The 13175-nt window shown below is 71.8% G+C and carries 12 protein-coding genes; 7 read left to right on the plus strand and 5 right to left on the minus strand.

The features are described from left to right. Both PSH25_RS24675 and PSH25_RS24680 read left to right on the plus strand, forming a co-directional pair. A partial coding sequence (locus PSH25_RS24675; protein ID WP_238661338.1) for a coiled-coil domain-containing protein occupies nt 1-1090 on the plus strand: 1090 nt, incomplete at its 5' end. Beyond that, entirely contained in the window at nt 1090-1710 is a 621-nt protein-coding gene (locus PSH25_RS24680) for an HAD family hydrolase (protein WP_238661339.1), read from the plus strand. The genes PSH25_RS24675 and PSH25_RS24680, both read left to right, overlap by 1 nt. 7 nt (nt 1711-1717) lie before the next feature. Here the strand turns inward: PSH25_RS24680 and PSH25_RS24685 are convergent, their stop codons facing one another. The 5 genes from PSH25_RS24685 to PSH25_RS24705 all read right to left on the minus strand — a co-directional run bounded on the left by PSH25_RS24685 (nt 1718) and on the right by PSH25_RS24705 (nt 6772). Further along, nucleotides 1718-2248 carry a DinB family protein gene (locus tag PSH25_RS24685; protein WP_238661340.1) on the minus strand — a complete coding sequence of 177 codons (531 nt, stop codon included), beginning with the start codon at nt 2246-2248 and terminating at the stop codon, nt 1718-1720. 44 nt (nt 2249-2292) lie between these two features. Next, complete coding sequence (locus tag PSH25_RS24690) at nt 2293-2787, minus strand: universal stress protein (RefSeq protein ID WP_238661341.1); 495 nt, start codon at nt 2785-2787, stop codon at nt 2293-2295. Nucleotides 2788-2796: 9 nt separating this feature from the next. Beyond that, complete coding sequence (locus tag PSH25_RS24695) at nt 2797-4374, minus strand: MDR family MFS transporter (RefSeq protein ID WP_502361360.1); 1578 nt, start codon at nt 4372-4374, stop codon at nt 2797-2799. Between the two features lie 219 nt (nt 4375-4593). Next, the gene (locus tag PSH25_RS24700; RefSeq protein WP_238661343.1) at nt 4594-5034 is read right to left on the minus strand and encodes a MarR family winged helix-turn-helix transcriptional regulator; all 441 of its coding nucleotides are present in this window, start codon (nt 5032-5034) and stop codon (nt 4594-4596) included. A gap of 10 nt (nt 5035-5044) precedes the next feature. Continuing rightward, nucleotides 5045-6772, minus strand: a complete 1728-nt coding sequence (locus tag PSH25_RS24705; protein ID WP_238661344.1) for an alkaline phosphatase D family protein — start codon at nt 6770-6772, stop codon at nt 5045-5047. Nucleotides 6773-6956: 184 nt separating this feature from the next. Here PSH25_RS24705 and ftsY point away from each other — a divergent pair, with 184 nt between their 5' ends. The 5 genes from ftsY to PSH25_RS24730 all read left to right on the plus strand — a co-directional run. Beyond that, nucleotides 6957-8138 (plus strand): signal recognition particle-docking protein FtsY, encoded by a 1182-nt coding sequence (gene ftsY / locus PSH25_RS24710; protein WP_238661345.1) that lies wholly within the window; start codon nt 6957-6959, stop codon nt 8136-8138. A 6-nt stretch (nt 8139-8144) separates the two neighbouring features. Beyond that, nucleotides 8145-9008: a phosphotransferase gene (locus tag PSH25_RS24715; RefSeq protein ID WP_181518597.1), complete on the plus strand. Its 864-nt coding sequence runs from the start codon at nt 8145-8147 to the stop codon at nt 9006-9008. 308 nt (nt 9009-9316) lie between these two features. Continuing rightward, a complete protein-coding gene (locus PSH25_RS24720; RefSeq protein WP_238661346.1) occupies nt 9317-10729 on the plus strand; it encodes an ammonium transporter in 1413 nt (470 codons plus the stop codon). Nucleotides 10730-10754: 25 nt separating this feature from the next. After that, the gene (locus PSH25_RS24725; RefSeq protein ID WP_172862163.1) at nt 10755-11093 is read left to right on the plus strand and encodes a P-II family nitrogen regulator; all 339 of its coding nucleotides are present in this window, start codon (nt 10755-10757) and stop codon (nt 11091-11093) included. Nucleotides 11094-11104: 11 nt separating this feature from the next. After that, the coding region (locus PSH25_RS24730; RefSeq protein WP_238661347.1) for a [protein-PII] uridylyltransferase at nt 11105-13175 on the plus strand (2071 nt) is incomplete at its 3' end.

The following is a 13175-nucleotide window of genomic DNA, read 5'->3' on the forward strand; positions in this document are numbered from 1 at the left end:
CGCCCGGGGTGCGGGCATCGCGCGGTCCGTCGCCGGTGGCGCCCGGGAGGCGTTGACCCGGCTGACCACCTCGATCGCGACGGCCGAGGAGCACCGCGACGCGGTCGCCCTGGAGCGCGCCGCGCGGGAGGCGGAACTCCAGGAGGTACGCGGGGCAGCCAAGCGGCTCGGCGCGGAGCTGGAGCGGCTGACCAGCCAGGTGCACCGCGACGAGGTGGCCCGGGCCGAGCAGCGGCTGCGCATCGAACAGTTGGAGGCGAAGGCCGCCGAGGACTTCGGGCTGGACGTGGAGACGCTTGTCGCCGAGTACGGTCCCGCCCAGCCCGTTCCGCCGACCCAGGTGGACGTCGCGGCGGCCGAGCGGGACGGTCTGCCGGTGCCCGAGCCGGTGCGCTACGAGCGGCCGGTGCAGGAGAAGCGGGCCGCGAAGGCGGAACGCGAACTCGCCCTGCTCGGCAAGGTCAACCCGCTCGCGCTGGAGGAGTTCGCCGCCCTGGAGGAGCGTTTCAAGTTCCTCTCCGAGCAGTTGGAGGACCTCAAGGCCACCCGCCGGGACCTGCTCACCGTGGTCAAGGACGTGGACGAGCGGATCCTGGAGGTCTTCGCCAGCGCCTTCGAGGACACCGCCCGGGAGTTCGAGCAGGTGTTCACCGTGCTCTTCCCCGGCGGCGAGGGACGGCTGATCCTCACCGAGCCGGACGACCTGCTCACCACCGGCGTCGAGGTGGAGGCCCGCCCGCCGGGCAAGAAGATCAAACGGCTGTCGCTGCTCTCCGGCGGCGAACGGTCGCTGACCGCGGTGGCCATGCTGGTGGCGATCTTCCGCGCCCGGCCCAGCCCGTTCTACATCATGGACGAGGTGGAGGCGGCGCTCGACGACGTCAACCTGGGCCGGCTGATCCTGCTGCTGGCACAGTTGCGGGAGAAGAGCCAGCTGATCGTCATCACGCACCAGAAGCGGACGATGGAGATCGCCGACGCGCTCTACGGCGTGACCATGCGCAGCGGGGTCACTCAGGTGATCAGCCAACGGCTCAACCGGGCCGACGAGGACGACCAGCGGCACGGCCGCGGCGAGGAGAACGGGTAGTGGCTCGGGAACGCGCGACGGCGCTCCTGCTGGACTTCGACGGCGTACTGCGCCGGTGGGACCCGGCGGTGGCCGCCGTTGTCGAGCGGGAGTACGGCCTCTCCGAGGGGGTGCTCGGCGAGATCGCCATGCAGTGGGGGCGGCTCCAGCCGGTGCTCACCGGCCAGGTCAACCACGCCGAGTGGATGAACAGCGTGGCGGACGCCCTGACCGAATCGGTGGGCAGCCCGGAACGGGCCCGCGCCGCGGTGGAGCAGTGGCAGAGCTACCGGGGAGAGGTCGACCAGGAGGTGCTGGCGTTCGTCCGGGAGGTCCGTGCGGCGGGCATCCGGGTCGGGCTGGGCACCAACGCCACCGACCTGCTCGACGCCGACCTGGCCGCGCTCGGCCTGGTCGGCGAGCTGGACGTGGTGGTCAACTCCTCGGTGATCGGCGTGCACAAGCCCGCCCCGGAATACTTCAAGGCCGCCTGCGTGGCCCTGGCCACCCCGCCGGCCCGGGTCCTCTTCGTCGACGACGAGGACTGGGCCGTGCGGGGTGCCCGCTCCGCCGGGCTGTCGGCGCACCGCTGGGGCGGCCACGCCGACCTGCGTTACCTGCGGGCGGCCCTGGACTACTGAGCGCTGATCAATCGCCGGTGACGCCGTCGATGCGTTCCCGGATCAGGTCGGCGTGACCGTTGTGCCGGGCGTACTCCTCGATCATGTGCACGTACACCCAGCGCACGCTCATTTCGTCGGCGCTGCCGTCACGGCGGCGTCGCAGGAAGGTGTCGTCCAGGGACAGCTTGGCCGTCGCGGCCCGGACCGCAGTGAGTTCTGCGGCGTACGTGGCGAAGTCGGTCTCGGCGTCGGCGTCGGCGATGTCGTCCAGGTCGCCGTCGGGGCTCGCGTCGGTGTTGTAGAGGTCGTCCAGGTGCTCGCCGGCGGCGCGGATGCGGAACCACCAGCGCTCCACCTCGGTCATGTGCCGTACGAGGCCGAGCAGGGTGAGCCCCGAGGGCTGCACGCTCGGCGTCTTCAACTGCTCGGCGGTGAGGCCGGCGCACTTGAGCAGCAGTGTCTGTCGGTGGTAGTCGAGCCAGCCGTCGAGCATGGTGCGCTCGTCGCCGACGTACGGTTCGGGGGTCCGGGTGATCTCCGGTGCGATCCAGGTCATGCCGCGCATCCTGCCCGTCACCTGGGACACGCCGCGACGGGTTATCAGGGCACCACGACGACGGGCCAGCGGCCGGCGCGGACCAGCCGGGTGGCGACCGAGCCGACCAGCCGGTGTCCGGCCTGCTCGGAGGCGCCGACCACCACCATGTCGGCCTGGAACTCGTCGGCCGCCGCGCGCAGCTCGGCGTACGCGTCGCCGCGCCGCACCAGCAGGGTCACCGGAATGCCCCACTGCTCGGCGCCGCGCCGACACTCCCGGCGCAACTCGTCGGCCAACTCGTCGTGGGTGCGCTGGACCGCGCCGGCGTCCATGCCGGGCACCAGGGCGGTCAGCCCGCTCGGCGAGCTGACGAAGACCACCACCAGGGCGGCGCCCTGTCGACGGGCCAGGCCCGCGGCGTAGGAGCCGGCCCGCTCGGAGGTACGGGTGCCGTCGACGCCCACCATGATCATTCGAGGCCCGTCCGTGCCGCGCTCGAAGGGCAACGGTCGGGTCCGGGGGCCGTACTCCTCGCGGTCCGGTGCTCCCACGCCCATGGCTCTACCTCACCTCTGCTCACCGGTACGGATCACGGGTGCGCCGGCCCCGGCGGCGAGTGTCGATTCCCGCTCGACCTCGTCGGAAACCGGGTTGCCGTTGTGCTGGCGCAGCGGCACCTCCTTGATGAAGGCCACCGCGATCAGCGCGATCAGGGCGAACGGGGCGGCGGCCAGGAAGATGTCACCGGCGCCGTGGCCGTACGCGCTCTCCACCACGGCCCGCAGCGGGCCGGGCAGGGTGTGCACGTCGGGCAGGGCGCCACCGCTGCCGGAGCTGGACGCCGGGATGCCGAGTTGGGCCAGCCCGTCGGCGGTGTAGTCCTTGACCTTGTGGGCGAGCACCGCTCCGAGGGCGGAGACGCCGATCGCGCCACCCAGGCTGCGGAAGAACGCCACCACCGAGCTGGCCGCGCCGAGTTCGTGCGGGCCGACGGTGTTCTGCACGGCGAGGACCAGGTTCTGCATGGTCATGCCCAGGCCGACGCCGATCACCAGCATGTAGACGCTGAGCAGGGTGAAGCTGGTGTCGGCGCGGAGGGTGCCCATCAGCGCGAAGCCGACGGTGAGCAGCGCCGACCCGATCACCAGGTACCGCTTCCAGCGGCCGGTCCTGGTGATGACCCGCCCGATGACCGTGGAGGCGACCAACAGGCCGAGGATCATCGGCAGGGTCATCAGACCCGACATGGTCGGGCTCTGACCGCGGCTGATCTGGAAGTACTGGCCCAGGAAGATCGACGCGCCGAACATGCCCACACCGACCGCGATGCTGGCGACGACGGCGAGGGTGATGGTGCGGTTGCGGAACAGCCGCGGCGGGATCATCGGCTCGGCGGCCCGGGTCTCGACCCGGATCGCCAGCGCGCCGAGGACCAGGGCGCCGACGACCATGGCGGCGGTCTGCCAGGAGGCCCAGGCGAACTGGTCGCCAGCGAGCGAGACCCAGATCAGCAGCACCGAGACGGCAGCGGTGATCAGGGTGGCGCCCCACCAGTCGATCTCGGCCTTCCGCTTGACCACCGGCAGGTGCAGGGTCTTCTGGAGCACGATGAGCGCGAGGATGGCGAACGGCACGCCGACGTAGAAGCACCAGCGCCAGCCGAGCCAGGAGGTGTCGACGATCACGCCGCCGATCAGCGGGCCGCCGATGGTGCCGACGGCCATCACGGCGCCGAGGTAGCCGCTGTACCGGCCGCGTTCGCGGGGCGCGATCATCGTGGCCATGATCACCTGAGCCAGGGCGGTGAGGCCGCCGGCGCCGACGCCCTGGAGCACCCGGCAGGCGATCAGCTCACCGGTGCCCTGGGCGAGGCCGGCGAGTACCGAGCCCAGCACGTAGATCCCCAGGGCGAGCTGGACCAGGGTCTTCTTGCTGGTCAGGTCGGCCAGCTTGCCCCAGATGGGGGTGGTCGCGGTGGTCGCGAGCAGGGCCGAGGTCACCACCCAGGTGTACGCGGACTGGCCGCCGTGCAGTTCGGTGATGATCCGCGGCAGCGCGTTCGAGATGACCGTGGAGGAGAGGATCGCGACGAACAGACCCAGCAGCAGGCCGGAGAGTGCTTCCAGGATCTGCCGGTGGGTCATGGTCACGGCGGTCGCCTGGGGAGGCGCTGTCGCCTGGCTCATCGTTTGTTGCCTCCGAGCGGAGTCGAGGTGGAACGGCGGGGCTGGTACGCACGGGCCGCCTGGGAGTTGCCTGAGGCAACCGTATGCCTTGGTTGCCTGAAGCAACAACTTGTCGGACCGGTGCCCTATTCCCCCGGTCCTGTACGGCCGCTGCCAGGAGTCCCTGGCGGTGTGCGGCTACTGCCAGGAGTCGTTGAACCGGCCGAGCAGCCGGGCGAACTCCTCGACGTCCCGCTCCGGCCAGCCGTCCAGGGCGCGCAGGAACTCGCCCAACCGGGCCGCGCGGGCGACGTCGAACCGGCGCTGCCCCTCCTCGGTGAGGCTGATCTGCGCGGCCCGCCGGTCGCTCGGATCGGGGTCGCGGTGGACCAGACCGAGGACCTCCAACGCGTTGATCTGCCGGCTCAGCGTCCCCTTGCCCACGCCCAACCGGGCCGCCAACTCGGTCAACCGGATCGACCCGCTACGGCGCAACCAGAGCAGCAACCCGTAGGTGTTCGGCTCCAGGTTCGGGTGCACCTCCCGGGCGATCTCCCAGGAGACCGCCCGGCCACGGCGCAGCAGAGCGGTCAACTCGTGCTCGACCGCCCGGATCGGCTCCGGCAGGTGCTCGTCCACGGCGTAGAGACTACGGCGCGGCCGGCTCGCCACTGCCGGAGAGTCGACGCCGCATCACCGGGCTTAGGTGCCCGTCCTTCGTGGTGCCCTCGATGACCACGTCGGCCCCGCGCCCCTGATGGGTCAGAGTGGCGACCGCGTTGCCGAAGTAGGGGCCGGCCAGCTTGCGCCACCGCACCCCCGGTCGGCGTACGCCCGCCGAACGGGCCAACGCCCGGGTGGCCCCGGCCGGACCGGGCGACCAGCCCAGCCGCATCAGCGGACGGATGCCCGCCGGCACCTGGTTGTGGATCGGCGAACAGGTGAGCTGGTGCACCGGGGTGACCACCGCAGGGTCGGCGAACCGGGCCCGCGCCACGTACGAGTGGTGCACGTCCCCGGAGAGCACGCTGATCGACGCCGGTGGGGCGTACGCCGGCCCAGCCCCGATCCGCGCGCCGGACTGCCGCGGCGTGCCGGTGCCGATGCGGGCGAACGTCTCGGCGAGCGCCTCGAAGGAACCCCGGAACGCCGCCCAGTGCTCCAGGTCCAGGGCGCGGCGCAGCTTCTCCGCCCCGCGCGCCACCCACGGCCGGCGCGAGTCCGCCAGTTTCTCGTTCCACGCCTCGATGTGGTGGATGCCCTGCGGCAGCAGCCAGGGCAGCGAGGCGCCCACCACCAGATGGTCGTAGACCCCGTGTGCCTGGTCGAGGAACCAGGCCCACTCGCCGGGCGGCAGCATCGCCCGGCTGTTGGGTTCGAGCACCCGGCTGCACCGGTTGTCCAGCATGACCAGCCGGGTCCGGCCCAGGTCCAGTGCGTAACTCCACTGGTACTGCACCGCGCGCCAGCGCTCGGTGTCGTGCGCCAGGTCGGACTCCTGGTCGACCCGGTGGCCGAACTCGCGCAGCACGCTTGTGGCGTCCTCGGCGGCGGCGACCTTCGCGAAGACCGGATCGGCGGCGATCTCGTCGGGGGAGAGGTTGCCCAGGTGCTGGTAGACCCAGTACGAGGCGAGCCCACTGCCGATCCGCTCCTGCCACCACGGCTGCTCGCGCACCTCGGCTCGCCACGCCGCCGAGGTGTTCCAGTCGTCGATGATCTCGTGATCGTCGAAGATCATCACGCTCGGCACCGTGGAGAGCAGCCAGCGGATCTCCGGATCGCGCCAGGACTCCAGGTAGAGCTTGGTGTACTCGTCGAAGCTCACCACCTGGTCGGCCGGAGCGCCCGTGGGCCGCCGCCGCCGTCGACGCAGCAGCCGGCGCACGGTGGGCGAGGTGACGTCGGCGTACACCTGGTCACCGAGCAGCACCAGCAGGTCGGGCAGCGGGTGCGACTCCGGGTCGGCCATCAACCGCCGGGCGTACGCGTCCAGGGCGTCCGGTGGCAGCTTGCGGGTGGTGGCGTGCTGGGTGGTCTCCCGGCACGAGCCGAAGATCAGATTGACCGGCTGGTCCCGATCGTCCGCGGCCCGGGTGCGGATCACGCTCGGCGGGAACCCGCTGCTCGGCACCGGCCAGACGATCTCGTCGTCGACCAGCACCTCGTAGGTGGTCTCGCTGTCCGGGGCAAGCCCGTCCACCACCACCAGGGCGTAGTGGTGGTCGTACGCCGAGAAGGTGGGCGCGGTGCCGGTGGCGCCGCTGGCGGTGCGGACGGTGACCACGGCGGGCGCCGCCGTCTCTACCCAGATCGTCGCCCGGGTGTCCACCACTCGCCGCAGAAGGGGGCCGATGAGGAGGTGTGCGGCGGACATGCGGCCGAGCCTACCGCCGGTTAGCTGGCGCCGGCCGGGTGCGGTGCGGAGACCCCGAGCACCGCGCACGGGAACGGTGGCTGAGACCCTGAGCACCGCGCACGGGAGCGGTGGCTGAGGCTCCCAGCACGGCTCGGGGTGCGGTGGCTGGGACGCCGCCGCCCGCATCTGACAGGATTCCGGCATGGCCGAATATCTCGTCCTCGCTCTGGTCCTGCTCGGTGTGCTGATCGCCGGCACAGTCGGGCTGGTCGTGCCGCGGTTGCGGCGGCGGCCCGAGCCCCCGCTGCCACGCACCGAGGTCGACACCAGGGCCGAGGAGGATCTCGCCGGGCCACCGGTCGAGGCACCGGAGTCCGATCTGTCCACCGGCGTCCTGGTCGAGCCGCCGCCGGTGCTCGCACCGCAGGTCGAGGTTCCCGAGCCGACCGCCGGGCGGCTCGTCCGGCTCCGCTCGCGGCTGTCCCGTTCACAGAACGTGTTCGGCAAGGGCCTGCTCGGCCTGCTCGCCCGCGACCACCTCGACGAGGACGTCTGGGAGGAGATCGAGGACAGCCTCATCACCGCCGACGTCGGCGTCGACGCCACCCGCGACATCGTCGACCGGCTTCGCGAGCGCACCCGGGTGCTCGGCACCCGCTCGGCCTACGAGCTGCGGGCACTGCTCGCCGCCGAGCTGGTCAACGCGCTCGACCCGAGCCTGGACCGCTCGTTGCGGACCGCCCCCAAGGACGGCGTGCCGGCGGTGGTCCTGGTCGTCGGCGTCAACGGCGCCGGCAAGACCACCACCTGCGGCAAGATCGCCCGGGTGCTGGTGGCCGATGGTCGCAGCGTGCTGCTCGGCGCGGCGGACACCTTCCGGGCCGCCGCCGCCGACCAACTGGAGACCTGGGGCTCGCGCGTCGGCGCGGAGACCGTCCGGGGGCCCGAGGCCGCCGACCCGGCCAGTGTCGCCTTCGACGCCGTCAAGCGCGGCATCGACACCGGCGTGGACACCGTGCTCATCGACACCGCCGGCCGCCTGCAGAACAAGGTCGGCCTGATGGACGAGCTGGGCAAGGTCAAGCGTGTGGTGGAGAAGCAGGGCCCGATCGACGAGACACTGCTCATCCTGGACGCCACCACCGGGCAGAACGGCCTGGAGCAGGCCCGGGTCTTCACCGACGTGGTCAACGTGACAGGTGTGGTGCTGACCAAGCTCGACGGCACCGCAAAGGGCGGCATCGTGATCGCCGTGCAGCGCAAGCTCGGCATCCCCGTGAAGCTGGTCGGCCTCGGCGAAGGCAAGGACGACCTGGCCCCGTTCGACCCGGCGCAGTTCGTCGACGCGTTGCTGGGGACCGAGGCCACCGGCCGGGACGCGTAGTCTCGGGTGACCACTGACGATCGCGCGTACGCGGGCTGGCGTGACCCCGGCCATCCGTCGCAGCGCCTCGGGAGACCGTACGTGACTTCGCAGGAGATCCCGCTGCACGGCGGCAACGTGAGCACCGTTGTCCGCGTGGGTGACACGGTCCGGCGCAACGCCGGGCCGTGGACCCCGTCCGTGCACGCACTACTGCGCCACCTGGAGTACGTGGGGTTCACCGGCGCCCCCCGGGCCCTCGGGATGGACGAGCGCAACCGTGAGGTGCTGTCGTACCTGGAGGGGGAGTGCGGAGAATATCCGCTCGCCCCGCACTGGGTGACCGACGAGGCCCTGGTCACCGTCGCCACCATGCTGCGGATGTTCCACGACGCCCAGTACGGCTTCACGCCTCCGCAGGCGGCGGTCTGGCGCTCGTTCGGGCCCCCGCCACCGGACACCGAGGTGATCTGCCACCACGACGCCGCGCCGCACAACGTGATCTGGCGTCCGGACGGCACCCTCGGGCTGATCGACTTCGACCTCGCCTCGCCCGGGGCGCGGATCTACGACGTGGCGTACGCGGCCTGGACCTGGGTGCCGATCTTCGCGGACCGGGACTCGATCACGCTGGGCTGGAAGCACCCGGACCGGCCGCGCCGGCTCCGGCTCTTCGCCGACGCGTACGGGCTGATCCCCCGGGACCGGCACCGGCTGATCCGGACCATCCGCAAGCGGATCGTGGACCACGTCGAGGGGATCCGCCGGATGGCCGCCGCCGGTGAGCCGGCGTTCGTCCGGATCGTGCACAAGGGCCACCTGCGCCGGCCGATGCGCGATCTGCGGCTGCTCGACTACGAGCGGCACACCCTGGAGAACGCGCTCCGCTGAGCGCCGGTCGGTCGACGCTCGGCCGGGCCCGGCGCGCGCACCGGTCGATGCTCGGCCAGGCCTGGCACGCGCACCGGTCGATGCCGCTGACCGGTCAGCCATCGACCTTCGCCGTCCGGTCGATCCACAATCGTCCATGCTGCTGACTGTGCGGAGTTCGTGACACGTCCGAAACAACCCGTCACGAAACGGAAACCCGCACGGGACCCAAAGTGAAACAGCCGGCCGCGAAGCTTCCGCGCAACCGGCCTACGGGCGACGCTGCCCCGGAAAGCCGCGAAGGAGGACTTCACCTTTAGGAGGCCAGCGTGCCTGAAGCACCGACGATCGACGGCGCCAATACCACGTGGCTGCTGGTTTCGACCGCGCTCGTGCTGCTCATGACCCCCGGACTGGCGCTGTTCTACGGCGGCCTCAACCGGGCCAAGGGCGTACTCAACATGATGATGATGAGCTTCTCGGCTATCGGGCTCATCTCTATTCTGTGGTGGTTCTACGGTTTCAGCGTCGCCTTCGGGGCCGACGTGAACGGTTTCTGGGGCGACCCGGGCGCGTACCTCGGCACCAAGACCTTCCTCGCCGAGACCGACCTCTGGGGTGCCACGGCGGAGAACCCCAGCGGCATCGGGGTTCCGCTCTACGTGTTCATGGCCTTCCAGATGGTCTTCGCGGTGATCACTGTCGCGCTGATCAGTGGTGCCATCGCCGACCGGGCCAAGTTCGCCGGCTGGCTGCTGTTCGCCTTCGGCTGGGCCACCCTGGTCTACTTCCCGGTCGCGCACTGGGTGTGGGGCGGCGGCATCATCGGCGCTGACATCCACGCACTGGACTTCGCCGGTGGCACCGCGGTGCACATCAACGCCGGTGCGGCGGCCCTGGCCGTGGCCCTGGTCCTCGGTAAGCGGCTCGGTTGGCCGCGTGAGGGCATGAAGCCGCACAACATCCCGCTGGTCGCGCTCGGTGCGGGTCTGCTGTGGTTCGGCTGGTTCGGGTTCAACGCCGGCTCGGAGCTGACCGTCGACTCGGTCGCCGGCCTCGCCTTCATCAACACCCAGCTCGCCACGGCGGCGGCGGTGCTCGGCTGGATCGCGGTCGAGTGGGTCAAGACCCGGAAGCCGACGATGGTCGGCGCCTCGTCCGGCGCCGTCGCCGGCCTGGTCGCCATCACCCCGGCCTGTGGCTTCATCGCGCCGTGGGCGTCCGTCCTGCTCGGCATCGTCGCCGGCGCGGTGTGCGCGCTCGCCGTCAGCCTCAAGTACAAGCTGGGCTACGACGACTCGCTCGACGTGGTCGGCGTGCACTTCGTCGGTGGTTGGATCGGCTCGCTGTGGCTGGGCCTCTTCGCCACCAACTCGGTCAACGCCGCGATCACCGACGTGGTGGGTGCCTCCGACGGCCTCTTCTACGGCGGCGGCGCGACCCAGCTCGGGCGGCAGGCCCTCGCCGGCCTGATCGTCACCGCCTGGTCGTTCGGCATCGCCTGGGTGCTCGCCTTCGTCATCGAGAAGACGATCGGCTTCCGCGTCAAGGGCGAGGCGGAGGTCGAGGGCATCGACATCGCCGAGCACGCCGAGAGCAGCTACGACCTGTCCCCGGCCGGCGGCGGCACGGGTAGCGCGTTCGCGATGGCCGGCATCGGCACCCCCGGTGGCGGCACGGCGAGCGGTGCCAAGCCGGAGGCGGAGTCCGCCGAGCCGGTCAGCGAAAAGGTCGCCGGTTAACGTTCCTGGGATGGAGGGGTTGGACATGAAGCTGGTGACCGCAGTCATCAAGCCGTACCAGCTGGACGCGGTGAAGGAGGCCCTGCACGCCCTCGGGGTGGCCGGGCTGACCGTCAGCGAGGTTCAGGGGTACGGGCGGCAGAAGGGGCACACCGAGGTCTACCGGGGTGCCGAGTACACGGTCGAGTTCCTGCCCAAGATCCGGGTCGAGGTGCTCACCGACGAGATCGACGTGGACAAGGTCGTGGACGCCATCGTCGGCGCGGCCCGCACGGGCAAGATCGGTGACGGCAAGGTCTGGGTCACCGGTGTCGAAGAGGTCGTCCGGGTACGTACCGGCGAACGCGGCCTCGACGCACTCTGACCGCGACTGACATGACCTCGTTGATCAAGAAGAACGCGTCAGGGCACGACGATGATGCGAACCTCTTGATCAACGAGGTCGTCGGCGTTCCCGGGGGGATCGGGGAGGCGGCCCGGCGGGAGCGGGCTGCCGCTTACGACAGCTTTCTGCGAGGGCTGTTGCCGGCGCGGGACGGGGTGGCGCTGCTGGCCGTCGGGGGGTTGGGTCGGCGGCAGTGCGCCCCGTACGGCGACCTCGACCTGGTGCTGGTGCACGCCGGGGTGCCCGGCACGGACGAGTTGGCCGCCTCGGTCTGGTACCCGATCTGGGACGCGGGCCTGCGGCTCGACCACTCCGTACGCACCGTCGCCGAGGCGCTCTCGGTGGCCCAGGACGACGTCAAGGTCGCCCTCGGGCTGCTCGACGCCCGGTTGATCGTGGGAGACCAGGCGCTGGCCGACGCGCTGATCCGCACCGCCGCCGACCACTGGCGGCGTACCGCCGTCCGGCACCTGCCCGGCCTGCGCGAGGTCACCGAAGCCCGCTGGCAGGCCCACGGTGAGCTGGCCTTCCTGTTGGAGGGCGACCTCAAGGAGGCCGCCGGCGGTCTGCGCGACGTGGGGCTGCTGCGGGCGATCTCCGCCGCCGGCATCACCGACGCGCTGCGTCCCGCCGTACGCGCCGCCCACCTGCGCCTCTTGGACACCCGCGACGCCCTGCACCAGCAGGTCGGCCGACGGGTCGACCGGCTGGTCGCCCAGGAGCGCGACGGAGTGGCCGCCCTGCTAGACCTGGAAGACGGCGACGCGCTGCTGCGTCGGGTCGCCGGTGACGCCCGCACGGTCAGCCACGCCCTGGACGACGCCTTCCGGGCCGCCGACCGGCTGCGCTCCGGTCGCTCCCGGGGCGGGAACGGCCGCCCGGCCCGCCGCCCGGTCGCCCGCGACGTGGTCGAACACGACGGCGAGCTGGTGCTCGCCCGTACGGCGATCGGGGCACGCCCCGACCCGAGCCTCTCGCTGCGGATGGCCGCCGCGTCGGCCACGACCCGAATCCCCATCGCGCGGGCCACCTGCGAGTGGCTGGCGGCCTACTGCCCGCCACTGCCGGCCCCCTGGCCGGCCGAGGCCCGGGCCGCGCTGATCACCCTGCTCGGCGCCGGCGCCGGCCTGGTGCCGGCCTGGGAGACCTGCGACAGGTACGGACTGGTCGACGGCTGGCTGCCCGAGTGGACCCGGCTGCGCAGCCTGCCCCAGCACAACCCGGTGCACCGGTTCACCCTCGACCGGCACCTCGTGCAGACCGCGCACGAGGCCAGCCGGCACGCCCGCGACGTGGAGCGCCCCGACCTGCTGCTCCTCGGCGCTCTCCTGCACGACATCGGCAAGGGTCTCCCCGGTGACCACAGCACCGTCGGTGTGCCGGTTGCCCAGGCGGTGGCCACCAGGGTCGGTCTGCCCGCCCCGGAGGTCGAGCTGATCGGCAAGCTGGTCCGGCTGCACCTGCTGCTGCCCGACGTGGCCACCCGCCGGGACCTGGCCGACCCGGTCACCATCGCCTCGGTGGCCGAGGCGGTCGGTGACACCGGCACCCTGGATGTGCTGCACGCGTTGGTCCGCGCCGACGCGGCGGCGACCGGGCCGGCGGCCTGGTCCGACTGGAAGGGCCGACTCGTCGCCGAGCTGGTCGCCCGGGTCCGCACCGCGCTGGACACCGGCGTACTCCCCGAGCCACCCGCCCCGGACCCGGAGCTGCTGGCCGGGCCACTTCCGGTCGTCCACCTGACCGGCGACCGGGTGTCGGTCGCGGCGGCCGACCGGCGTGGCCTGCTCGCCACGGTCGCCGGCTGCCTGGCGCTGCACCGGCTGGAGGTGATCTCCGCGGATGCCTCCGCCGTCGACGGCCGGGCCCTGGTCGAGTGCCGGGTGCAGCCGCGCTACGGCCTTCCGCCGGACCCGGTCCCCCTCCGCGCCGATCTGCGCCGGGCCGTCGCCGGTGACGCGTCGGTCACCCAACGGCTGCGCGGCCGTGAGCTCGGGAGTGCGTCGCGTCGGGGAAGAGTGTATATCCCGGTTGTCGCCGTGTCACTAGACAAATCAGACG

This window comes from Micromonospora foliorum, assembly GCF_022229015.1.
In the GTDB taxonomy this organism is placed as follows: domain Bacteria; phylum Actinomycetota; class Actinomycetes; order Mycobacteriales; family Micromonosporaceae; genus Micromonospora; species Micromonospora foliorum.

Bases quoted from the DNA above. Each gene is read 5' to 3' on its own strand.
- ftsY (WP_238661345.1), top strand. From the start codon at position 6,957: ATGGCCGAATATCTCGTCCTCGCTCTGGTCCTGCTCGGTGTGCTGATC.
- PSH25_RS24690 (WP_238661341.1), bottom strand. From the start codon at position 2,787: ATGGGCGTGGGAGCACCGGACCGCGAGGAGTACGGCCCCCGGACCCGA.
- PSH25_RS24685 (WP_238661340.1), bottom strand. From the start codon at position 2,248: ATGACCTGGATCGCACCGGAGATCACCCGGACCCCCGAACCGTACGTC.
- PSH25_RS24695 (WP_502361360.1), bottom strand. From the start codon at position 4,374: ATGACCCACCGGCAGATCCTGGAAGCACTCTCCGGCCTGCTGCTGGGT.
- PSH25_RS24725 (WP_172862163.1), top strand. From the start codon at position 10,755: ATGAAGCTGGTGACCGCAGTCATCAAGCCGTACCAGCTGGACGCGGTG.
- PSH25_RS24705 (WP_238661344.1), bottom strand. From the start codon at position 6,772: ATGTCCGCCGCACACCTCCTCATCGGCCCCCTTCTGCGGCGAGTGGTG.